The 20,463-nt window shown below is 70.2% G+C and carries 20 protein-coding genes and 1 pseudogene; 14 read left to right on the top strand and 7 right to left on the bottom strand.

All coding sequences use genetic code 11. The features are described from left to right. Positions 1-111 precede the first annotated feature (111 nt). Positions 112-1,563 (top strand): sodium:solute symporter, encoded by a 1,452-nt coding sequence (locus OH768_RS11825; protein ID WP_406452806.1) that lies wholly within the window; start codon positions 112-114, stop codon positions 1,561-1,563. Positions 1,564-1,632: 69 nt separating this feature from the next. Next, on the top strand, positions 1,633-2,397 hold the full coding sequence (locus OH768_RS11820) for a class II aldolase/adducin family protein (RefSeq protein ID WP_406465236.1): 765 nt from the start codon (positions 1,633-1,635) through the stop codon (positions 2,395-2,397). On the opposite strand, the gene OH768_RS11815 is transcribed toward OH768_RS11820, so the two are convergent. Next, entirely contained in the window at positions 2,385-3,020 is a 636-nt protein-coding gene (locus tag OH768_RS11815) for a ScbR family autoregulator-binding transcription factor (protein ID WP_406452804.1), read from the bottom strand. The genes OH768_RS11820 and OH768_RS11815 overlap by 13 nt on opposite strands. Positions 3,021-3,130: 110 nt before the next feature. On the opposite strand from OH768_RS11815, the gene OH768_RS11810 reads away from it, so the two are divergent. Beyond that, positions 3,131-4,054, top strand: a complete 924-nt coding sequence (locus tag OH768_RS11810; protein ID WP_406452802.1) for a ScbA/BarX family gamma-butyrolactone biosynthesis protein — start codon at positions 3,131-3,133, stop codon at positions 4,052-4,054. 246 nt (positions 4,055-4,300) lie between these two features. Here OH768_RS11810 and OH768_RS11805 read toward each other — a convergent pair whose 3' ends face one another. Next, positions 4,301-5,242, bottom strand: coding sequence for an EamA family transporter (locus OH768_RS11805; RefSeq protein WP_406452800.1), 942 nt, complete (start codon positions 5,240-5,242; stop codon positions 4,301-4,303). Between the two features lie 31 nt (positions 5,243-5,273). Here OH768_RS11805 and OH768_RS11800 point away from each other — a divergent pair, with 31 nt between their 5' ends. From OH768_RS11800 to OH768_RS11765, 8 genes are all read left to right on the top strand, one after another. Further along, positions 5,274-5,807 (top strand): MarR family winged helix-turn-helix transcriptional regulator, encoded by a 534-nt coding sequence (locus OH768_RS11800; RefSeq protein WP_406452798.1) that lies wholly within the window; start codon positions 5,274-5,276, stop codon positions 5,805-5,807. Positions 5,808-5,841: 34 nt separating this feature from the next. Continuing rightward, positions 5,842-6,429, top strand: coding sequence for an alpha/beta hydrolase (locus tag OH768_RS11795; RefSeq protein ID WP_406452796.1), 588 nt, complete (start codon positions 5,842-5,844; stop codon positions 6,427-6,429). 86 nt (positions 6,430-6,515) lie between these two features. Further along, complete coding sequence (locus OH768_RS11790; protein ID WP_406452794.1) at positions 6,516-7,052, top strand: DinB family protein; 537 nt, start codon at positions 6,516-6,518, stop codon at positions 7,050-7,052. 618 nt (positions 7,053-7,670) lie between these two features. Next, a complete protein-coding gene (locus OH768_RS11785) occupies positions 7,671-9,263 on the top strand; it encodes an NAD(P)-binding domain-containing protein (RefSeq protein ID WP_406452792.1) in 1,593 nt (530 codons plus the stop codon). A 5-nt stretch (positions 9,264-9,268) separates the two neighbouring features. Continuing rightward, positions 9,269-10,402: an alpha-hydroxy acid oxidase gene (locus tag OH768_RS11780; protein WP_406452790.1), complete on the top strand. Its 1,134-nt coding sequence runs from the start codon at positions 9,269-9,271 to the stop codon at positions 10,400-10,402. Next, positions 10,399-11,781, top strand: coding sequence for a cytochrome P450 (locus OH768_RS11775; RefSeq protein WP_406452788.1), 1,383 nt, complete (start codon positions 10,399-10,401; stop codon positions 11,779-11,781). Before OH768_RS11780 ends, OH768_RS11775 begins: the two co-directional genes overlap by 4 nt. 13 nt (positions 11,782-11,794) lie before the next feature. Then, entirely contained in the window at positions 11,795-13,072 is a 1,278-nt protein-coding gene (locus tag OH768_RS11770; protein ID WP_406452786.1) for a cation:proton antiporter, read from the top strand. A 173-nt stretch (positions 13,073-13,245) separates the two neighbouring features. After that, positions 13,246-14,466: a lactonase family protein gene (locus OH768_RS11765; protein ID WP_406452784.1), complete on the top strand. Its 1,221-nt coding sequence runs from the start codon at positions 13,246-13,248 to the stop codon at positions 14,464-14,466. A 326-nt stretch (positions 14,467-14,792) separates the two neighbouring features. Here the strand turns inward: OH768_RS11765 and OH768_RS11760 are convergent. The 3 genes and pseudogenes from OH768_RS11760 to OH768_RS11750 form a co-directional block, all read right to left on the bottom strand. Continuing rightward, a pseudogene (locus OH768_RS11760) lies at positions 14,793-15,534 on the bottom strand (MFS transporter); the annotation flags it as partial. A 7-nt stretch (positions 15,535-15,541) separates the two neighbouring features. Next, on the bottom strand, positions 15,542-16,009 hold the full coding sequence (locus OH768_RS11755; protein ID WP_406452782.1) for an ArsI/CadI family heavy metal resistance metalloenzyme: 468 nt from the start codon (positions 16,007-16,009) through the stop codon (positions 15,542-15,544). Between the two features lie 28 nt (positions 16,010-16,037). Continuing rightward, positions 16,038-17,402 carry an FAD-dependent oxidoreductase gene (locus OH768_RS11750; RefSeq protein ID WP_406452780.1) on the bottom strand — a complete coding sequence of 455 codons (1,365 nt, stop codon included), beginning with the start codon at positions 17,400-17,402 and terminating at the stop codon, positions 16,038-16,040. Between the two features lie 171 nt (positions 17,403-17,573). On the opposite strand from OH768_RS11750, the gene OH768_RS11745 reads away from it, so the two are divergent. After that, positions 17,574-17,945: an ArsR/SmtB family transcription factor gene (locus tag OH768_RS11745; RefSeq protein WP_406452778.1), complete on the top strand. Its 372-nt coding sequence runs from the start codon at positions 17,574-17,576 to the stop codon at positions 17,943-17,945. 244 nt (positions 17,946-18,189) lie between these two features. Here OH768_RS11745 and OH768_RS11740 read toward each other — a convergent pair whose 3' ends face one another. Both OH768_RS11740 and OH768_RS11735 read right to left on the bottom strand, forming a co-directional pair. Beyond that, positions 18,190-18,972, bottom strand: a complete 783-nt coding sequence (locus OH768_RS11740; protein ID WP_406452776.1) for an aquaporin — start codon at positions 18,970-18,972, stop codon at positions 18,190-18,192. Positions 18,973-19,009: 37 nt separating this feature from the next. Further along, positions 19,010-19,324 carry an ArsR/SmtB family transcription factor gene (locus OH768_RS11735; protein ID WP_406452774.1) on the bottom strand — a complete coding sequence of 105 codons (315 nt, stop codon included), beginning with the start codon at positions 19,322-19,324 and terminating at the stop codon, positions 19,010-19,012. A 101-nt stretch (positions 19,325-19,425) separates the two neighbouring features. Between OH768_RS11735 and OH768_RS11730 the strand changes: the two genes are divergently transcribed. Both OH768_RS11730 and OH768_RS11725 read left to right on the top strand, forming a co-directional pair. Beyond that, on the top strand, positions 19,426-19,872 hold the full coding sequence (locus OH768_RS11730; RefSeq protein WP_406452772.1) for a low molecular weight phosphatase family protein: 447 nt from the start codon (positions 19,426-19,428) through the stop codon (positions 19,870-19,872). Between the two features lie 54 nt (positions 19,873-19,926). Then, positions 19,927-20,346 (top strand): arsenate reductase ArsC, encoded by a 420-nt coding sequence (locus OH768_RS11725; RefSeq protein WP_406452770.1) that lies wholly within the window; start codon positions 19,927-19,929, stop codon positions 20,344-20,346. Positions 20,347-20,463: the final 117 nt, after the last annotated feature.

Raw genomic sequence — 20,463 nt, 5'->3', positions numbered from 1 at the left:
CATCCAATGGGCGACTCCATATTGGACAGAACCGCCACTTCGACGCCAGTGCGGACGCCGATAGCGTCATCCCACTCCCAGGGCACCACCCCTCAAACCCGGAGGTCTCGGATGACCGTCGACTACTTCGTCATGGCCGCATACCTGCTGGGCATCATCGGCGTCGGCTGGTGGGGCAGGAAACGCGCCGCCTCCAAGAGCGACTTCCTGGTCGCCGGACGCCGTCTCGGCCCCCTCATGTACACCGGCACGATGGCCGCCGTCGTCCTCGGCGGCGCCTCCACCATCGGTGGCGTACGCCTCGGCTACACCTACGGCATCTCCGGCGCCGCCATGGTCTTCGCGATCGGCCTCGGACTGCTGGCGCTGAGCATCTTCTTCTCCGCCCGCATCGCCCGCCTCAAGGTCTACACCGTCGCCGAGATGCTCTCGCTGCGCTACGGCGACACCGCCGCCGTGATCTCCGGCGTGGTGATGTGGATCTACACGCTGATGCTGGTCGTGACCTCCACGATCGCCTACGCCAGCGTCTTCGACGTCCTGTTCGACGTGCCCCGCTGGGTCGCGGTGGTGATCGGCGGCACGATCGTCGTCGGCTACTCGGCGCTCGGCGGCATGTGGTCCATCACCCTCACCGACATGGTGCAGTTCGTGGTCAAGAGCCTCGGTGTGCTCGTCCTGCTGCTGCCCATCGCGGTGGTGAAGGCCGGCGGCTTCTCCGCCATGGCCGACAAACTGCCGCACGGCTTCCTCTCCCCGACCTCCATCGGCGGCCAGACCATCCTCACCTTCGTGCTGATCTACACCTTCGGCATGCTCATCGGACAGGACATCTGGCAGCGGGTGTTCACCGCCCGCTCCGACAGAGTCGCGTCCTGGGGCGGCACGGTGGCCGGCGTCTACTGCCTGGTCTACGCCCTCGCGGGCGCCGTCATCGGCATGGCGACCAAGACCCTCTACCCCCAACTGTCCAGCGCCGACGACGCGTTCGCGACGATCGTCCGGCACGCCCTGCCCACCGGCGTCCGCGGTCTGGTGCTGGCCGCCGCCCTCTCCGCGATGATGTCCACCGCGAGCGGCGCCCTGATCGCCTCCGCGACCGTCGCCAACAACGACATCTGGGCCCGGCTGCGCAAGCGCGCGGTCACCGGCTCGAAGGACGACGAGATCGGCTCCAACCGCCTCGCGATCGTCGTCCTCGGCATCGCCGCCATGGGCATCGCCTGCGCCCTCGGCGACGTCATCGAAGCCCTCACCGTCGCCTACAACCTGCTCGTCGGCGGCCTGTTGGTGCCCATCCTCGGCGGCCTCGTCTGGAAGCGCGGCAACCTGCCAGGCGCCATGGCCTCGATGATCGCGGGCGGCACCACGGTCATCGTCTTCATGGCGACCGACGGCCTCCTCGCCAACGAGCCCATCTACTACGGCCTGTTGGCCGGCCTCGTCGCCTACCTGGCCGTCAGCCTCCTCACCAAGCCGACCGAAGAGTCCGTCGTCCAGGCCTGGCACCGCCGCCTGGCAGGCGAACCGGCCGCCGCCGCAGCGGAGTTGAGCGTGGCCTGACCCGCCGTACCGGACCCCCCACCCGCACCCGCACGTGCCGTGTCTCATCGAAAGGCCCCCATGTCCGCGATGTCCGCCACCACCACCCCCTCGGAAGAACTCCGGCTGCGTCGCGAACTCGCCGCCGTCTACCGGCTCGTGGCGCACTTCAGGATGACCGACCTGATCTTCACCCACATCTCCGCCCGGCTCCCCGGCCCGGACCACCACTTCCTGATCAACCCCTACGGCCTCCTCTTCGAGGAGATCACCGCGTCCAACCTGGTCAAGATCGACCTGTCCGGCCACCCCGTCGAGGAGTCCCCCCACCCGGTCAACCCGGCCGGTTTCGTCATCCACAGCGCCATCCACGCCGCCCGCCCCGACGCCCACTGCGTCCTGCACACCCACACCAGATCCGGCTGCGCCGTCGCCGCCCAGGAGACCGGCCTGCTCCCGCTCAACCAGATCTCCATGGAGTTCTACGGCAGGCTCGGCTACCACGACTACGAGGGCGTCGCCCTCAACCTCGCCGAACAGCGGCGCCTGGTCGCCGACTTGGGCGGCCACCCCGCGATGATCCTGCGCAACCACGGCCTGCTCACCGTGGGGGAGACCCCCGCGCAGGCGTTCCTGCGCATGTACTACCTCGACAAGGCCTGCGAGATCCAGACCACCGCGACCGCCACGGGCACCCCGCTGCTCACCCCCGCCCCCGACATCTGTGAACTCACCGCCCGCCAACTCACCGGCGAGGACGAGAAGTCGGACCTCCAGGACGACAAGGCCTACGACCTCGCCTGGTCGGCGCTGCTCCGCCTGGTGAAGCGCATCGCCCCGGACTACAAGGACTGACCGAGCAGGGTGCGGGCCCGGTCCAGGCAGCCGTGCGGGTCGGGGACGGCCTGGAGGGCGGGGAGCAGGAAGAGCCAGAGGTCCGTCACCGCCTGCTCGACATGTCTGCGGTCGTCCAGGGCGTCGGACACGGTGTGGGCGCCGAAGAAACCGGCGACGATTACCCGCGCGGCCCGCTCGGTATCGGTTTCCGGGGCGAGTTCGCCGTTCTCCCGTGCGGATTCCAGGAGTTGGGCGACGGTTTCGATCCAGCCCACGAACGGCTGCGGCAATTCGGCGGGAATGGATTTGCTCTCGTTCGAGAGTCTGTTGCCCGCCCGCACGATCACGTTGTCGCGGAACTCGCGCGCCACCGCGAGGCTGAGGCCCACCAGCCGGTCCAGGACGGGTCCGTCGAGCGAGGTCCAAGTCTCCACCAACCTCGGCCATTCACCGAAATGGGCCTCGAAGACGGAGGCGGCCAGGCCCTCCTTGCTGCCGAAGTGGAAGTAGATGGCGCCACTGGTGTAGCCGCTCCGCTGCGCCACGTCGCTGATGCTCGTCCCGACGTATCCATGCTGTTCGAACAGCGCTGCCGCCGCCGCCAGGACGGCCCGTCGGGTGGCTTCCGCGCGTTCTTGCATCGCCCTCAACGACCCTTGCCCTTCACGCCGAATCGTCTTTTCAGGCGAATCTATCGGACAGCGCGGCATTTCTTATCCGCACCCGCAAGGATCACGCATCCTATTATTTTATGAAGGAATCAGCCTGGTCTCCCCCTTCCGATACCGCGGTACCGACACTGAGCTGGGACCGCTCCGTACCGCGGGATCTCGTCCACCGGAAGTCGATCGCGGAGGTCCTCCTCACCGACGGACACGCACTGGGGGAGGGACGGTATCTGCTCGCCGCGCAGTGGTCACGCTCCCACACCACGTTCCGGCCCGGATCCGGCGACCGGCACGACCCGCTCCTGATCGCCGAAACCCTCCGGCAGGGCTGCCTGTACCTCGGTCAGCGCTTCCTGGCCGTCCCCGCGACGAGCAGGTCCGTCATCAGGACCATCGGCTTCCGGCTCGACCCCGCCACGGAGCCCGTGGTCGGCTACGGCGCGACCGACGTGACCTTGCGCGCCAGGGTCTACGACGTCCGTCGCGTCGAGGGCCTCGCCCATCCCGTCGCGCTCAGCCTCCGGCTCGAACTGGCCGCGGGCGACGCCGAGTTCGGCCGCGCCGAGGGCCGGGCCCGCATTCTCACCGAGGACGAGTACAGGGGGCTGCGAGGTACCCGGGCCGGTGCGCTTCCGGCTCCGGGCGAGGACATCCGGCGACTCCCGCCCACCGACGTCTCGGCCTCCGCCGCCGGTGGCGTGATGGTGGCCCGGGACGGGACCGGCTCCCTGCGGGTGGCACCGGCCGACCTTCGCCATCCGTTGTTCTTCGACCACCCCAGCGACCACATCCCCGGCATGGTCCTCCTGGAGGCCGCCCGGCAGGCCGCATGCCTCACGGGCGGCGACACCTCCGCCCGGCTGACCGGCTGCCGTATGACGGCCTCCCGGTTCACGGACTGGGACCCGCCCGCGTACGTCGCGTGCGAGCCGGTGGGGGAGGGGTGGGACTTCCGGGTCACCCAGGGCGGGGCGGTGACGGCGGCGGGGAGTCTGTGGTGGGCCTGAGACGGTGGTGTCGTACGGGCACCGGCTCGACGCCGTCGCCGAGCGGCATGCCCCCACCAGCGCGACCGAGCTCTTGCCGTTTCCGACGGCGTAGGCGAGCAGTGCGCCGCTCCAGATGCCGGATCCGGTTGTCGTCCAGCCGTGAGCGATTCTCCGCCGACATCTGCCCCCCCGCAGGGCCAACTCGTCTGTAGAGGAGCTTACTTATCCACACTGGCATCGCGTCCGGTTCGCGCGGTCGATTCGTCACTGGGGGGCGCAGGCGGCGGGCTCGTGCGCGGGGGCGGGACGCTCGTCGGGTGCGGGGTGGGGCGGTGTCGGGCCGGTGTCGCGGCGGCTCGCGCGAGTGGGGCGGCCCAGGACGACGCCGGCCAGGACCAGTGCCAGTCCGCACAGTTGACGGACCGTCAGGACCTCGCCGGCGACCGCCGTGCCGAGCAGTACGCCGGTGACGGGGTTGAGCAGTCCGATCAGGCCCACCGTTCCGGAGGGCAGGTGCCGTAGCCCGGTGAACCAGGCGGCGAAGGCGAGCGCGGTGGCGACGAGGGTGACGTAGCCGAACGCGAGGAGCGCCGATGCGGAGAGCGCGGGCGGCGGGCCTTCCACGGCCGCGGCGGCCGGCAGGAGGAACAGTCCTCCGGCGGTGAGCTGCCAGGCGGTCGAGGCGAGTACGTCGGTACCGGTGCTGTTCCACCGTTTGGTCAGGATGTGGCCGAAGGCCGACACGAGCATGGCCGCGGCCGAGGCGAGGACTCCCGGCACGCTCACCCCGCCCGTCCCCGTGAGCAGCATGAGGCAGACCCCGCCGAGGCCGATCGCGGCGCCGGCCAGGTGCGGGAGGCCGGGCCGCTCGGACATCAGGGCCCACGCGATGAGAATCATCGCCGGCGGGGACACCGCCATGACGGTCGCGGCGATGCTCGTCGGGAGCAGTTGGGAGGCGGCGTAGACGAGGACGAAGAACACGCTCACGTTGAGCAGTCCGAGCACGGCGGACCGCCACCACCACGCGCCGCGCGGTCGTCGCCGGCACAGGGCGAGCAGGACGAGGCCGGCGGGCAGGGCGCGTAGGGCCGCGCCGTAGAGCGGGTTGTCGGGCGGCAGGAACTGGTGGGTGACGTAGTAGTTGGTGCCCCAGGCCACCGGTGCGACGGCGGTCAGTGCCACCCATCGCAGATTAGCTTCCATGGAAGATAGTATAGCTTCCCGGGAAGCTATCATGGTGCGCATGGACGACCCGCAACCGCCCGACCGCGTAGCCCGCATCCAGGCCGACTGGCGCCGCGAGCGGCCCGACCTCGACGTCACCCCGCAGGGCGTGATCGGCCGGCTGCACCGCCTGGCCGGCCGACTGACCGAGGAGCTGAGCCTCGTCTACGGGCGCTACGGACTCAGCGAGGGAGAGTTCGACGTGCTGTGCGCACTGCGCCGCGCCGGCGAGCCCTACGAACGGGCACCCGGCGAACTGGCCGCCCACACCATGGTCACCACAGGCGCGATGACGAAACGGATCGACCGCCTGGAGCGCGCCGGACTCGTCACCCGCCGCCGTTCCGACGACGACCAGCGCGGCCGGATCGTCGCGCTCACCCACCCCGGACACGAACTGATCGACCGGGCGTTCACGGACCACATCCGCAATGAACACCGGCTGCTGGGCCTGCTGGCGCCGGGGGAGGCGGAGGCGTTGGAGGGGCTGCTCACTGTGTGGCTCTCGCGGGTGGAGGGACCGCGGGCGGGGGAGGGTGGGTGAGTGGGGGCCTGTCGTTCGTTGACTGTGCCGCCCTATGACTTGCCCGGTCGGCCGGAGCGAACTGGATCAAGCGTCCGCTTCGGGGCCCATCTACCTCGACCTCCACGGCGGTGCGCTGTTCACCGGAGGCGGCGACTGCTGCCGCGCGACGGGAACCTCCACCGCCCAGCGGGTCCGGATGCGCATCTGGGGGGTCGACTACCGCATGCTGCCCGACCACCCCTTTCCGGCGGCGCTCGACGACTGCGTGACCGTCTACCGGGCGCTGCTCAAGGAACGAAGCCCTCAAGACATCGTCGTAGGAGGCGCGTCGGCGGGTGGGAACCTCGTGGCCGCGCCCGTCGGCACCGTACTCTTCGGTGGCTTCTCCCCGGGCTTTCCGCCCACCCTGCTGGCGAGCGGCACCCGGGACCTGTTCCTGTCCAACGCGGTACGCATGCACCGCGCACTGCGAGCGGCGGGAATCCCGGCGGACCTCCACGCCTTCGAAGCGGCCCCGCACGAGCTGATGCCCGCAGGCACACCGGAAGACGAGCAACTCCTCCAGGGAATCCACCGTTTCATCGAGACCGACTGCCCTGCGGTCCGGTCGGGAGGCGGCCGGCATCAGACCGAGCGATGAGTACCGACCCGTACAGAGGTCTTCATGGGCGGACGTACCCGCGAGGTGCCGGCAGCGGCGCCCCACCCCGGCAAGGAGACCCCAGAGTGAGCGACCCCGTCGTCCAGAAGATCGTCAGGCCCGAACGCACCGTATCGGGACCGTGGTTGGAGGTGATCGCCTCGAATCTCGACTACCACCGGGCGACCTTCCTGTGGAAGTGCGAGGGCCTGTTGGACGCACAACTACGGCTACGCCCCCTGGGATCCTCGGCGTTGACCCTGCTGGGGCTCATGCGCCATCTGCAAGGGGTCGAACGCGCCTGGTTCCAGCGGACGTTGGCCGGCACGACGCCCAGCTTCTTCCCCTATCGGACCTACGTCACCGCTGACGGCGACGAGTGGTACGACGAGTCGGACGCCACGCCGGCCAGGGACGTCTACGCGGACTACCTGAAGGCGTGCGAGGAGTCGCGGCAGGTGTTCGCGAGGGTGACCGCCGACCTCGCGCGCATCGTGCCGAACCCGGAATTCGGTGACACCGACGTGCGGTTCGTCCTTGAGCACGTGATCGAGGAGTACGCCCGCCACATCGGCCACGCGGATCTCCTCCGCGAGGCCATCGACGGCACCACCGGCGAGTAGGCAGAAAAGTAGAGGTTCGGTGACTCGGCTGCCCGTGGTCCCGGTTCTGGTCCCGGTGGCACATTCCGCCTGCCGAGGGATGTGCGTCCCCCTGTTCCCGAGATCGACGGGTGCTCGGGGCGCCTGTCGATTCCCTGTCATCCCTCCAGCCGCTGTTGCCCGTGCCCGTCGGCCGTCACTACGGTGCTCATGGAGATTTCACAGGGAAATCCGATGGAAGGGTCTGCCATGCCCCTGCCAGAGCACCAGGCTCCACCGTCCCCGGTTGCCACTGCTTCCCGAATCGCTCCACCTGGCCGCTGAGCATGGCCCTTCCGGCCGATCTCGCCCGTGTTGACGCCTGTGCGCGGGTGATGTCCCCGGACTTCCCGCCCCTCGGCTCCGTTCAGCCGGTCCTTTCGCCGTGTCGCGCACCACGGCAACGGCCGGACCTGTCACGGGCGCACCTCCACTCGGTGCCCACCGTCCTCTCCCCTCGCGCGGTCCCTGCGTCCGGCGACGCGACCGGTGCAGGACCGCGCCCCAGCCCTGTGAGCCACCACTCGACCGGACCTCGCCGGTTCTCACCCCCCACCCAGTCTTCAGGCATGTCCTCGCCCGGAGCACAAGGAGAGATACATGAACTCCATGGACAGCGAGCCACTCGACTACCTCGTGGTCGGCGCCGGCCCCGCCGGCCTCCAACTCGGGCAGTTGCTCCAGGCGGCCGGACACGGATACCGGATCCTGGAGAGCGGCCGAGCACCGGGCACCTTCTTCCGTACGTTCCCCCGCCACCGCAAGCTGATCTCCATCAACAAGGTGCACAACGGCACCGACGATCCCGAGCTGAACCTCCGGATGGACTGGAACTCCCTGCTGTCCCCGGACGACCGGATGCTGTTCACCCGCTACAGCAAGCGTTACTTCCCGCACGCCGACGATCTGGTGCGCTATCTCGCCGACTTCGCCGAGGCCTACAAGCTGGACATCGCCCATGACACCCGGGCGGAGCGGATCCAGCGGCATGACGGCGGCTTCACCGTCACCGACCAGCACGGGCAGGAGCATCACGCCCGACGCCTGGTCATGGCCACCGGACTGACCCGGCCCAACACCCCCGACATTCCCGGCATCGAGACCGCCGAGGACTACTCGGTCGTGTCGGTGGATCCCGAGGACTTCACCGATCGCCGTGTCCTGATCATCGGCAAGGGCAACTCCGCCCTGGAGACCGCTGACAACCTTGTCGAGACCGCCGCGGTCATCCATGTCGCCGGCCCGCACTCCGTCCGCATGGCCTGGAACAGCCACTACGTCGGCCATCTCCGCGCGGTCAACAACAACTTCCTCGACACCTATCAACTCAAGTCCCAGAACGCCCTGTTGGACGGTCAGGTGCTGTCGATCGAGAAGGATCCCGACGGCGGCGGCCACCGTGTCCGCTTCAGCTTCTCCCGGGCCGACGAGGTCGTGAAGGAACTGCGCTACGACCGGGTGATCGTCTGCACCGGATTCCGCTTCGACGCCTCGGTGTTCGACCCGTCGTGCCGCCCCGCCCTCGTCATCGACGACCGTTTCGCCGAACTCTCCCCGGCGTACGAGTCGGTGAACGTGCCCGGCCTCTACTTCGCCGGAACGCTCATGCAACAGCGCGACTTCAAGAAATCCACCGGTGGTTTCATCCACGGTTTCCGGTACGCCGTACGCGCCCTGAGCCGCATCCTCGACGAACGCCATCACGAACGGCCTTGGCCGCACCGGCAGTTGGAGAGCAGCCCAGCCGCTCTGGCGGACGCCGTGGTGGCCCGGGTCAACCGCAGCTCGGCACTGTGGCAGCAGTTCGGCGTCCTCGGCGACGTGATCGTCACGGCACCCGGCGAGCCGGCCCGCTATCACGAGGAGGTGCCGGTCGCGTACGCCCACGAGAGCCAACTAACCGACAACGGGGACTACTTCACGGTCACGTTGGAGTACGGACCCGACCACGACAAGGTCGACCCCTTCGACATCACCGTGCGCCGCACCGCCCAGAACTCGGTCGACGACGCCTTCGACGCGGCGTACCTCCACCCGGTGATCCGCCACCACGGCGGCGGTGAACTCCTCGGTATCCACCACATGGCCGAGAACCTGGAGAACCACTGGGACCACCCGGAGGTCCACCACGCCCCGCTGGCCGAGTTCTTCGCCCGCGAGCAGGCCCGCCGACCGAGCCCCGCCGGGCGGTGAGCGGCATGCGGTACACCGTCCACGACTTCGAGATCGCGGCGCGCGCCGAACTGGACCCCGTGTACGCCGACTTCATCGCCGGCGGGGCACGCGACGAGATCACCGTACGGGCCAACGAGGCGGCGTTCGGGCGACTGCAGCTGCTGCCCCGGGTGCTGCGGGGAAGCGCCGAACGGGAGCTGGGCATCAGCCTGTTCGGCCGGCGGGCGAGCCTGCCGGTGCTGCTGTCCCCGACCGCCTTCCACAAACTGGTCGATCCGGAAGGGGAGTTGGCGACCGCCCGAGCAGCGGCAGCCGCAGGGGTCATCATGATCGTCTCCATGGCGTCCACGGTGGCCGTGGGGGAGATCGCCGACGCGGTCCGCGCGGCCGGTGACGACGTACCCCGGTGGTTTCAGCTCTACATCCAGCCCGACCTGGAGATCACCGAGGCGCTGGTACGGCGGGCCACCGACGCCGGGTGCACCGCGCTCGTGGTCACCGTGGACTCCCCGGTGCTGGGCGCGGGCGAACGCAACCGGCGCAACGGCTTCCACGACCTGCCGCCCGGCCTGCGCTGCGAGAACCTGGTGGACCTGCGCGACGGCGAGCGCGGCCACGTACGCCAGATCGCCATGTCCCCGGAGCTGAACTGGGAACACGTCGACTGGCTGCGCGGCATCACCTCACTGCCCGTCCTGCTCAAGGGCGTCCTGCATCCCGAGGACGCCCGGCTCGCGGTCCGGCACGGCGTCGACGGGCTGCTGCTGTCGAACCACGGCGGCCGTCAACTCGACACCGTGCCAGCCACGTTGGAGCTGCTGCCCGAGATCCTCGCCGCCGTCGAGGGCCGTGTCCCGGTCGTGCTGGACGGAGGCGTACGGCGCGGCACCGACGTGGTCAAGGCACTGGCGCTCGGCGCGTCCGCGGTGGGCATCGGCCGGCCCGTGATGTGGGCACTGGCCGAGGGCGGCGAGAAGGGCGTACGACGTCTCCTCGAACTGCTGCGGGACGAACTCGACGACACCCTGGCCCTGTGCGGCGCGTCCGGACTCGCCGACCTGACGCCCGATCTGGTCCGGGTGCCCGCCTGGGGTCCGGTCCCCGGTCCCGCCCTGACGCCGGGGGCGGACCGACGATTCGGCGGGGTGGTCGCGTGAGCCCCACCGGTTGGCTCGTCGCGTGCGTGGCCGTGATCGTTGTGGCGGGTCTGCCGTACTGGCTGCCCAGAGCGGTGATCGCGCTGCGCGTGCGCATCTTCGCCCGGGTGGGCGGCGAGGAGGGCATCCAGGCACCCGGCCGGGAGGTGCCCGCCGAGGAGTTCAAGAGGGTGTACGGACATCCGGCGGCGAACGGCCGCAGCCGGGGCGCCGCGCTGTCCGACCTGTTCTGGTACTGGCTGTCGCCCGGCCCGGAGGTGCACCAGGAGCACCTGGAGCCCGGACCGCGCTACGACGACGTCGCCCGGACCACCCGGCAGATCCTCGCCGGGCTCTCCCGCGAGCGGTGGACGGAGCTGGTCGGCCGCTGCACCCGCCGGGTGCTCGACGAACTCGACGGCCACGCGCGCGTGCACCGGGTCAGACTGCGCGACCTGATGATGCCCGTCTGGGCCGAGGTCTACTACGAGGTAGTCTTCCGCGCACCCTGTCCGCGCCACGTCCGAAACCTGATCACCGGCAACGCGGACGACGTGGTCAGCGCCCTGAAGTGCACCGGCCTGCGCCACATGGACCGGCGGGCCCGGCTCACGGAGTACCTGCGGGTCCGCCTGGCGAACGATCCGCCGCCCGTGCCGCTGCCCGCCGCACTCACCCCGCAGGAGCAGGCGTACTACCTCCAAGGCACGTTCTTCAACACCGCGGTCGTGCAGATGTCGGAGGCGATGGCCCATCTGCTGCTTGCCCTCGCCACCCACCGGCCGGTGCAGGACCGGCTGGCGGCCGGAGAGGAGGACCCGGACCTCCTGGACCGGGTGATCAACGAGACGCTGCAGCACTTCCCGCTCTTCGGAGTGGCCCACCGGATCACCTCGGGGGAGATCCCCCGGGACGGGCGCGACCCGATCCCGGCCGGTTCGGTCCTGCTGTTCAACTACCCCGAGTACCAGGGTTCCGGAGGCGATCCGTTCGACCCGGACCGGTGGCTGAACGCCGACACCAGGCCGTCCGCCTTCATCCCGTTCGGCGTGACCGCCAACCGCCCCTGCCCGGCGCGCGGTTTCGCCGTCCTCACCATGCGGGTCGCGGCGGAGGAGGTCCTGCGCCGCTTCCGACTCGACTCCTCGGTGGAACACACCCGTTCGCTGCCCAGCCGCGGCCCCTGCCTGCTGATCCCGCGCACCGGGGCCGAGGTCCGCAGCCGAACCCGGCTCGCGGTGATGCGCTTCGCCGACCGGTGGGAGGGCGTCTGGCGCAGTCTCGTCCAACTCGTCCTCGGCAGCTACATGGTGTGGGACGCCCGGCGCCAGGGCCTGTGCCGGAACCATTTCGCCGCCTCGTCCGGCGGCGCCACCACATCCGTCCCCACCGGCCGTTGAGAGGAACGAGACCATGACTCCCGTGGAGCTCGCTCCCGTCTTCTTCCTGGCCGTCGTCGTGATTCTGCTGACCTGCCGTCTGGTCGTCCTGCTGGCGGGCCGCTTCGGCCAGCCGCCCGTGGTCGGCGAGATGATCGCCGGGGTACTGCTCGGGCCCTCCCTTTTCGGGCTGGTCGCCCCGGGACTCTCCGCCCACGTCTTCCCGCCCGAGCTGAAGCCGGTGCTGTACGTGGCCGGCCAGATCGGTCTGGTGGCCCTGATGTTCGGTGCCGGTTACGAGTTCCGGGCACATGCGGGGCGCGGTCTGGCCGGCACCGCCGTCGCCGTCTCCTCGGCCGGGGTGGGCATCCCGCTGGTGCTGGGTGTGGGACTGACCCTCGTGGCCCACGGCCGTGTCGGCATCTTCGTCGACGGGGTCTCGGTGTGGGTGACAGCGGCGTTCGTCGGCGTCGCGCTGGCGATCACCGCCTTCCCGATGCTGGCCCGGATCATCACCGAACGCGGGCTGGCCGGATCGCGGTTCGGCTCGCTCGCCCTGGCTTCCGGGGCCACGGACGACGCCGTCGCCTGGATCATGCTGGCGGGCGTGCTGAGCGTGGCCTCGGGCAGGGCGAGGCCCATCCTGGAGGCCGTCGGCGGCACCCTGCTGTTCGTGGCCGTACTGCTCCTGCTGGGGCGCCGCCTGCTGGCCTGGATCGTGAACCGGCCGGGCCTCGGCGACGACACCCGGCTCCTCTTCACGGTCGCCCTGCTGTTCTGCGCCGCCTGGTTCACCGACATCAGCGGCCTGTACTCCGTGTTCGGGGCCTTCTGCGTGGGGATGGCCATGCCGCGCGGCGAGGCGTCCGAACGGCTGGTGCGGACCACCCAGTCCGTGACCCAGGTCGTGTTCGTGCCGATGTTCTTCACCTACTCCGGCCTGAACACCCGCTTCGACGTCTTCTCCGACCCGCCCGTGCTGCTGTTCGGGGCGGCCGCGGTCGTCCTGGCGGTGGTCGGAAAGTTCGGCGGCTGCTGGGCCGCCGCCCGGCTGCGCGGCGAACCCGGCCCGGTGGCCGTCCGGGTCGGCGCCCTGATGAACGCCCGCGGTCTCATGCAGCTGATCGCACTCAACATCGGGCTGTCGGCCGGCATCGTCAGCGAGGAACTGTTCACCGCGCTCGTCCTCGTCGCCCTGGTCACCACGGTCATGACTGTTCCGGTACTGAGCTGGCTCGACCGCCGCGACGCCAGGTCCCGGGCGGCCGAGGAGATACGCGAGGGCGGGGAGCCGGTGGCGACAGTGAAATGATCGGGGAGTGCGGCAATGCTGCCCAGCAACTCCCGCCCGCGTGAGTGGAGTTGGAGTTGTGACGAAAGGCTGACGTGGCGGCCGAACCGCTCCTGCCACGCTCGCCTCATGGGCAACTCTGGTCGCGGCCTCCACCGACCCGTGGTGGTGGCGAAGGCCCGAGGAGCGTTCCTATGAGCAGGCACACCAGGCGAAGGTCACCGTTACAGATCAAGCTGACGGTCGGCGGAGCGGGAATCCTCGCCGCCGCGGCGGCCGTGACAGCGGTGAGCGTCGCCTCGGCAGGTGAGGTCGAGCACGGGCACGACACCGTGGAGAAGGCCAAGGCCGGGGCCGACCACGCGGTCTTCGTGCAGGGCAACGAACTCGCCGGCAACACGATCCACGTCTTCAAGCGCGCGCAGGACGGCACGCTGAGCGCCGCGGGCAGTTACACGACCGGCGGCAAGGGAGGCGACCAGGTCGACGCGCCCACCGACTCGCTCGCCTCCCAGGGCTCACTCGTCTACGACGACCGGTCCCGGCTCCTCCTCGCGGTCAACGCGGGCAGCAACACCGTGACGTCGTTCCGGGTCGCGGGACAGAAACTGACGGACCGTCATGTGGTGAGCTCGGGCGGGGACTTCCCCGCCTCGATCACGGTCTCGGGAGGCATCGCCTACGTCATGAACGCGGGCGGCACGGGCAGCGTCCAGGGCTTCCGCCTCACGGCCGCGGGCCTGGCACCCCTGTCCGACGCGCACCGTTCGCTCGGGCTGGACAACAAGAAGGTGCCGCTGTTCAGCAGTTCGCCCGGCCAGGTCGCGTTCACCCCCGGCGGTCGTGAGCTTGTCGTCACCACCAAGTCCGCCAACACGGTCGAGGTCTTCCCGGTGGCACGCGACGGACGGCCGGCGCGACGGGCCGTGGTCAACGACTCCGCCGGTGCCGTGCCATTCGCGATCAGCTTCGACAAGGCCGGCCGGATGCTGGTGGCCGAGGCCAAGGACTCGACGGTCAGCACGTACAAGGTGCGCGCCGACGGCACCCTCAAGCCCGTCCAGAAGAGCCTGCCCAACGGCCAGGACACGCTGTGCTGGCTGGAGCGCGCCGGCGACTTCTTCTACGGCGGCAACACCGGCAACTCGACCGTCACCGGCTACCGCGCGGACCGCCACGGCAAACTGGCGCTCACCAACGACGTCGGCGTCGCCACCCCGCCGTCCGCCAAGTCCCAGGGCGTCATCGACCTGGCGGTGACCAAGGACCAGAAGTTCCTGTACGTGCAGAACGCGACGTCGGGCACGGTCGACGGCTTCCGCATCGGCCGCGACGGCTCCCTGACCAAGGTCGGCACGACCACCGGACTGCCTTCCTTCGCCGAGTCCGGTATGGAGGGCATGGCCGCGGTGTAAAGAAGCGGCCACCGCGGCCCTGGCGCCCCTGACACCACCTTGTCCGGGGCGCCACGCCCTGCGGTCCGGACTCAGAGCCAGTCCCGCCGCTTGAAAATAACGTACAAACTACCCCAGACGCCCAGATTCTCCCCAGGACTTGGCTCGTATCAGAGTCTCCGGGTGACACCCCTGGCAGAGGCTTCTGACAGAGCGGTCGGACTTCTCGACGCAAAGGGGACCGGGCCGCGCTCAACTGGAGGCGGAGGTCTGCGGAGTTGCGGTAGTCGCGCTCCCGGGCCCGGGGACTGATGTCGCCCTTCTTCGCCACCAGGGACGCCGGGGCTGAGGGGGGTGAGGTTGCCGCGCACCATGCCGGCTGCGATCGCGACGCCCACGAGTAGGGGGAAGAGGCCGGAGACCATCGCGAACACGGCGGTCGTGGTCCCACCGAGGTGATCAGGGTGACGGCGCGGGTGGTGACGCCGGTGCGGCGGGCGAGGGTCGCGTACAGGGTGCGGCCGAGGGGCTGTCCTGCGCCGCGTGCGATCAGGAGGGGCACGAGGGCGATGACGTTGCCCGGAGCGCGAGTGCGTGAGCGGGGATGGTCACGAGGGCCAGGATCAGCGCGAGTACGGCGTACGTGCTGCGCCGGCTCAGGTGCTCGGCGAGCGTGGCGGTCAGCTGGGCGAAGGCGGGCTGGTAGAAGGTTGCGGCCATGGCCACGCCTGCCGGCAGTCAGGCCGCGGTGAAGGCGATCAGGTTGGGCGCGAACGCGATGGCCGGCACGGCGACGACACCGAGGACGGAGCCGGTGGTCATCACGGCGCGCGGGCCTCGGCGGTCGATGATGCGGCCGACGGGTATACCGGTGACGGCGGAGACCAGGAGCGCGCCCGGGAAGGCGGTGGTGGCGGAGGTGGCCGACCAGCCCGTGGCTGCCGTGATCTGCGGGTTGAGGACGGGGAAGGCGCAGTAGACGATTCCCCAACTGGTGATCTGGGTGGCGCACAGGGCGGGCAGCGCGGCGCGAGGCCGTGACCGGTCTCCCGTTCCGGTCACGGCCTCGCTGGCGCGAGTGTTGGTCATCGGCGGATCAGCAGCAGCCGCCCGCGATGGCCGCTTCTTTGGAGTCGGTGTCGGCCTCGGCGAGGCCGGTGCAGCAAGTGCTGCCCCGCTGCTTGGCCAGGGAGCCGGCGTCGGCCTTGACGACGTACACCTCCCAGGGTTCCTGGCCGGGGCCGTGGACCCAGACCTTGTCCTGGAGGGCGTAGCAGCAGGTGGTGTCGTTCTCCACGTCGGTGGCCAGGCCGGCCTCGCCCAGGCGGGCGGTGGCGGCGTGGACCGCTTCGGTGGTCTCGACCTCGACGCCGAGGTGGTCCATGCGGGTCGCCTCACCTGCGGTGCCTTCGATGAGGACGAGCTTGAGCGGGGGCTCGGCGATGGCGAAGTTGGCGTAGCCGTCGCGGAGTTTGGCGGGTTCGGTACCGAAGAGCTTCGTGTAGAAGGCGATGGACGCGGCGAGGTCGGGGACGCGGAGGGCGAGCTGTACGCGGGACGTCATGGTGAACCTCCTTGAGTGGGTGGGGAGTTCAGCAGCCACCGGAGGTGGTGGCAGGGGCGCCGACGCCGATCTGGAGGGTGGACGGGGCGGTGCAGCATCCGCCGCCGGACTGCTCGGCGTTCTCCGGCTCGTCGAACAAGCCCGCGCCGCCGCACACACCCGTGTCCGGGAGGGTCAACTCGACGCGCTCGGCGGCCTCTTGGTCTCCGGCGAGGGCGGCGGCGATGGAGCGGACCTGCTCGTAGCCGGTCATGGCGAGGAACGTCGGGGCGCGGCCGTAGGACTTCATGCCGACCAGGTAGATGCCCTGTTCGGGGTGGGAGAGCTCGTTCACGCCGTGCGGGTAGACCGTGCCGCAGGAGTGGACGTTCGGGTCGACGAGCGGGGCGAGCGCGGTCGGGGCCTGGAGGCGTTCGTCGAGGCCGAGGCGGAGTTCGGAGAGGAAGGACAGGTCCGGGCGGAAGCCGGTGAGGACGATGACCTCGTCGATCGGGTCGAGGCGGCGGCCGTCCCCGGCGACGAGGATGAGCTGGTCACCTTCCCGTTCCACAGCCTGCGTACGGAAGCCGGTGACCGTGCTCGCGTGGCCGGCCTCGACGGCGGCCTTGGCGCGCAGGCCCAGCGCGCCGCGCGCGGGGAGCTGGTCGGCGCCGCCGCCGCCGTACGTGTTCGTACCGATGCCGCGCCGCAGGATCCACACGGCGTGCGTGCCGTTCTCCTCCTTCGCGAGGTCGGCGAGGAGGGCCAGGGTGGTGAAGGCGGAGGCGCCGGAGCCGACGACGGCGGTGCGCCTGCCCGTGTAACGGGCGCGGACGGCTGGGTCGTTGAGGTCGGGGACGCGGTAGGAGATGCGGTCGGCCGTCGTCTTCTCGTCGAGGGCGGGCAGGCCGTCCGCGCCCAGCGGGCCGGGGGTGGACCAGGTGCCGGAGGCGTCGATGACGGCGCGGGCGCTGATCCGCTCCTCGCGGCCGGCCGTGGTCTGGAGGTGCACGGTGAAGGGCTGCTCGTCACGACCCGCGTCGACGACGCGGTCGCGCCCGGCCCGGGCCACGCCGGTCACGGTCGCGCCGTAGCGGACCTTGTCGCCCAGCAGGTCCGCAAGGGGCTGCAGGTACCTCTCGGCCCAGTCGCCGCCGGTGGGGTAGGTGGCGCCGTCGGGGCGGGTCCAGCCGGTCGGGGCGAGCAGCTTTTCGGCGGCGGGGTCGGTGACCTCGGCCCAGGGGGAGAACAGGCGCACATGCGCCCAGTCGCGGACCGCGGTGCCGGCCGCTGGTCCGGCTTCCAGCACCAGTGGTTCGATGCCCCGCTGGATGAGGTGGGCGGCGGTGGCCAGGCCGATCGGGCCGGCTCCGATGACGACTACGGGCAGCTGGTCGGTGGTGGGCGCGGTCACGGGACTCCTCTTTGATTCGACATTTGTCGATGCCATGCGCGGCCAGCATGGCACCTGATTCGACAGGCGTCAACATAGACATTTATCGAATCTTTGGGTTCGGTGGAGCGGGCCGACGGTGTGGGTCCGCTGCCCCTCGCTCGCTGCTTCGATGTATGTCAACATAGATGTATGTCGAATACGAGGGTGCTGCTGCTACTGGAACCCGAGGTCCCCGAGGCCGTGGCGCCGTGCTGCCCTCCGCTCACGGAGCGACCGCTGAGCGCGGAGGAGGCCGAGCGGACGGCGCGGATGTTCAAGGCGCTGGGCGATCCGGTACGGCTGCGACTGTTCTCGCTGGTCGCCTCGCACGAGGGCGGCGAGGCGTGCGTGTGCGACATCTCCGACGTCGGTGTCTCCCAGCCGACCGTCTCCCACCACTTGAAGAAGCTCAAGGAGGCCGGCCTGCTCAGCTCCGAACGGCGCGGTACCTGGGTCTACTACCGTGTCGAGCCGTCCGTGGTCGCCGCGATGGGGCAGATGCTCGGCAGCGCCATGAGCTGAGCCGCGGCGAGGATGGTAGGTGAGTCCCATCGGTGAGTCGTCGGTGAACCGTCCGGCGATTTGGCCCACCGGGTGCCTTCGGTGGGCCGGCGCAGGACAGGGAAGACAGCTCACTCCGGCCGACAAGGACCACTGACGGATGGAACCTGAAGGCCGCGGGGTTGTCGCCCGCCCGCTCCCGGGGCCGCACGGATCTCGTGTGCCGAGCGAGTGCCGTCGATCACCGTCACCCGCGGGGCGCGCGTCATGCGGCGGGCTGATCGTCGGCCGTTCGTCCCGGCATGAAGATCAGGGCGACCAGCGCCAGTCCGACCACGACCCCGACGAGTTGCATGCCGATGAACCCCGCGACCGAGCCGGGCGCGATCCCCGCGAAGGAGTCCGTGAAGGCGCGGCCGATCGTCACCGCCGGGTTGGCGAAGGACGTCGACGAGGTGAACCAGTACGCCGCACCGATGTACGAGGCGACCGCGACGGGCGCGAAACGCAGCCGGTCGGTGCGGGCCAGGCCGAAGATCAGCAGGATCAGCCCGGCCGTCGCGACGATCTCACCGAGGAGCAGGTGTCCGGCGGAGCGGTCGTGGGTGGACCACTTCACCAGCGGCCGGCCGAACATCGCATCCGCCAGGATCGCGCCCGCGATTGCCCCGACGATCTGGGCGGGGACGTAGACGGCCGCCTCGCGCAGGGTGACGCCGGGGTCGCCGCGGCGGGCGGTCCACCACTCGGCGAGGGTGACGGCGGGGTTGAAGTGCGCACCGGAGACCGGGCCGAGCACGGTGATGAGGACTCCGAGGCCGAAGACGGTGGCCAGGGAGTTGGCCAGCAACTGCAGGCCGACGTCGTTGGTCAGTTCGGTGGCCTGGATGCCGGAGCCGACCACGATCGCCACCAGGGCGGCGGTGCCCACCAGTTCGGCGGCGGCCCGCGCGACCAGAGGTGCGCGGGGTGGGGTGGCCCCGGGAGCGGGCTGGGGCTCGGTAGCGGATATGGCGGATTCTGCGGCGGTCTCGTGCGTGGCGGCCAACAAGGGCTCCTCGGTGTGGCCGCCGTAGCGGCGGGGATCAGGGGCAGGACCGCTTGACGTTGTTCTCGGCCGTGACGCGCGCAGTCTCCGCCAGGTCGGCGAACCGACCGGCGAGTGAGGCGATGACGTCGGGCTTGAGCCGGTAGTAGGTGAACCGGCCGCACGGCTCCGTGTCCACGACCCCGGCCTCGCGCAGCACCTTCAGATGGTTGGAGAGGTTGGTCTGTCTGGCCCCCGTCTCCTCGATCAGGTGGGTGCTGCAGAGCGTCTCCTCGGCCAGGAGGGTGACGATCCGCAGGCGGAGCGGGTCGGCCAGAACCCGCAACAGATCAGTATCGACCGACGTCAGCATGGACTGATACTGTCACATCACTCCAGGCTGATACCAGTCTGAGCTGATCTTTGGGATTCGCATCCCCGCACCGTGGGGAGCCACGCCCCGAAGGGGTTCCCATGACCGCATCCCCGCTCCCCGTCCTGCCGACCGACCCCTACGCCCGGCTCGCCGAGCCCGCCCGCGTCCGCACCCACCTCGTCGTCGTGGCCGAACACCTGGCCGCCGCGCTCCTGGCCCACCGCGCCGGAGGCCACGCGGTCGTCTCGTCCGCGCGTACACGGGCCGCCGCCGAAGTCGAACCGGTCGTCGCCCAGGCCCCGACCGAGGCCGGGGTGGATCTGACGGACGTGTTCCCCGAGCCGCTGACCGACCAGGTCGTGCGGGCCGCCGACATCGTCATCACCATGGGATGTGGGGGCGCATGTCCGGTCGTGCCCGACCGGCGCTACGTGGACTGGTCCGTCAACGACCCCGAGGGTGCCCCGATCGCCGTCGTCCGAGGCGTCCGCGACGAGATCGACGCCCACATCACCGAACTGCTCGACTCCCTGCCGAGCACCTGACTCCCATCCCGATCCCGCACCACCTGCTTGATCCACATCGCGAAGGAAGAACCCATGTCCTCCAGCCCGCTCGCCTCCGTGCTGTTCGTCTGCGTCCACAACGCCGGGCGGTCCCAGATGGCCGCCGGATTCCTCAACGACCTCGCGGGCGACCGGATCGAGGTCCGCTCCGCCGGCTCCGTCCCGGGCGACCAGGTCAACCCCTCCGCGATCGAGGCCATGAAGGAGGTCGGCGTCGACATCTCCGACCAGCGGCCGAAGGTCCTCACCACCGAGGCAGTCCAGGCGTCCGACTACGTCATCACCATGGGCTGCGGCGATGCGTGCCCCGTCTTCCCCGGCAAGAAGTACCTCGACTGGGCCCTGGAGGACCCGGCGGGCAAGGGTGTCGAGGCCGTCCGCCCGATCCGGGACGAGATCAGGACCCGTATCGAGGCCCTGATCGCCGAGATCGACACCCGGCAGGAGGCGTGAGCGGCCCGGCCGACCCGGCGCCCGCACCGTGCGCCTGCAGGCGCACGACGCATGACGCATCAGCCGAACTCGGACGGCAACCAGCGGGCGAGGTAGGCCCTCAGTCCCTCCGGATCG

The organism is Streptomyces sp. NBC_01622 (assembly GCF_045209635.1).
Lineage (GTDB): Bacteria > Actinomycetota > Actinomycetes > Streptomycetales > Streptomycetaceae > Streptomyces.
The sequence above is the reverse complement of the archived record's forward strand: the minus strand, read 5'-3'. Positions and strand labels throughout refer to the sequence as shown.

Bases quoted from the DNA above. Each gene is read 5' to 3' on its own strand.
- OH768_RS11735 (WP_406452774.1), bottom strand. From the start codon at position 19,324: ATGCTGACGTCGGTCGATACTGATCTGTTGCGGGTTCTGGCCGACCCG.
- OH768_RS11770 (WP_406452786.1), top strand. From the start codon at position 11,795: ATGACTCCCGTGGAGCTCGCTCCCGTCTTCTTCCTGGCCGTCGTCGTG.
- OH768_RS11800 (WP_406452798.1), top strand. From the start codon at position 5,274: ATGGTGCGCATGGACGACCCGCAACCGCCCGACCGCGTAGCCCGCATC.
- OH768_RS11785 (WP_406452792.1), top strand. From the start codon at position 7,671: ATGAACTCCATGGACAGCGAGCCACTCGACTACCTCGTGGTCGGCGCC.
- OH768_RS11755 (WP_406452782.1), bottom strand. From the start codon at position 16,009: ATGACGTCCCGCGTACAGCTCGCCCTCCGCGTCCCCGACCTCGCCGCG.
- OH768_RS11815 (WP_406452804.1), bottom strand. From the start codon at position 3,020: ATGCAAGAACGCGCGGAAGCCACCCGACGGGCCGTCCTGGCGGCGGCG.
- OH768_RS11810 (WP_406452802.1), top strand. From the start codon at position 3,131: ATGAAGGAATCAGCCTGGTCTCCCCCTTCCGATACCGCGGTACCGACA.
- OH768_RS11795 (WP_406452796.1), top strand. From the start codon at position 5,842: ATGACTTGCCCGGTCGGCCGGAGCGAACTGGATCAAGCGTCCGCTTCG.
- OH768_RS11820 (WP_406465236.1), top strand. From the start codon at position 1,633: ATGTCCGCCACCACCACCCCCTCGGAAGAACTCCGGCTGCGTCGCGAA.
- OH768_RS11725 (WP_406452770.1), top strand. From the start codon at position 19,927: ATGTCCTCCAGCCCGCTCGCCTCCGTGCTGTTCGTCTGCGTCCACAAC.
- OH768_RS11765 (WP_406452784.1), top strand. From the start codon at position 13,246: ATGAGCAGGCACACCAGGCGAAGGTCACCGTTACAGATCAAGCTGACG.
- OH768_RS11805 (WP_406452800.1), bottom strand. From the start codon at position 5,242: ATGGAAGCTAATCTGCGATGGGTGGCACTGACCGCCGTCGCACCGGTG.
- OH768_RS11745 (WP_406452778.1), top strand. From the start codon at position 17,574: ATGTCGAATACGAGGGTGCTGCTGCTACTGGAACCCGAGGTCCCCGAG.
- OH768_RS11780 (WP_406452790.1), top strand. From the start codon at position 9,269: ATGCGGTACACCGTCCACGACTTCGAGATCGCGGCGCGCGCCGAACTG.
- OH768_RS11825 (WP_406452806.1), top strand. From the start codon at position 112: ATGACCGTCGACTACTTCGTCATGGCCGCATACCTGCTGGGCATCATC.
- OH768_RS11730 (WP_406452772.1), top strand. From the start codon at position 19,426: ATGACCGCATCCCCGCTCCCCGTCCTGCCGACCGACCCCTACGCCCGG.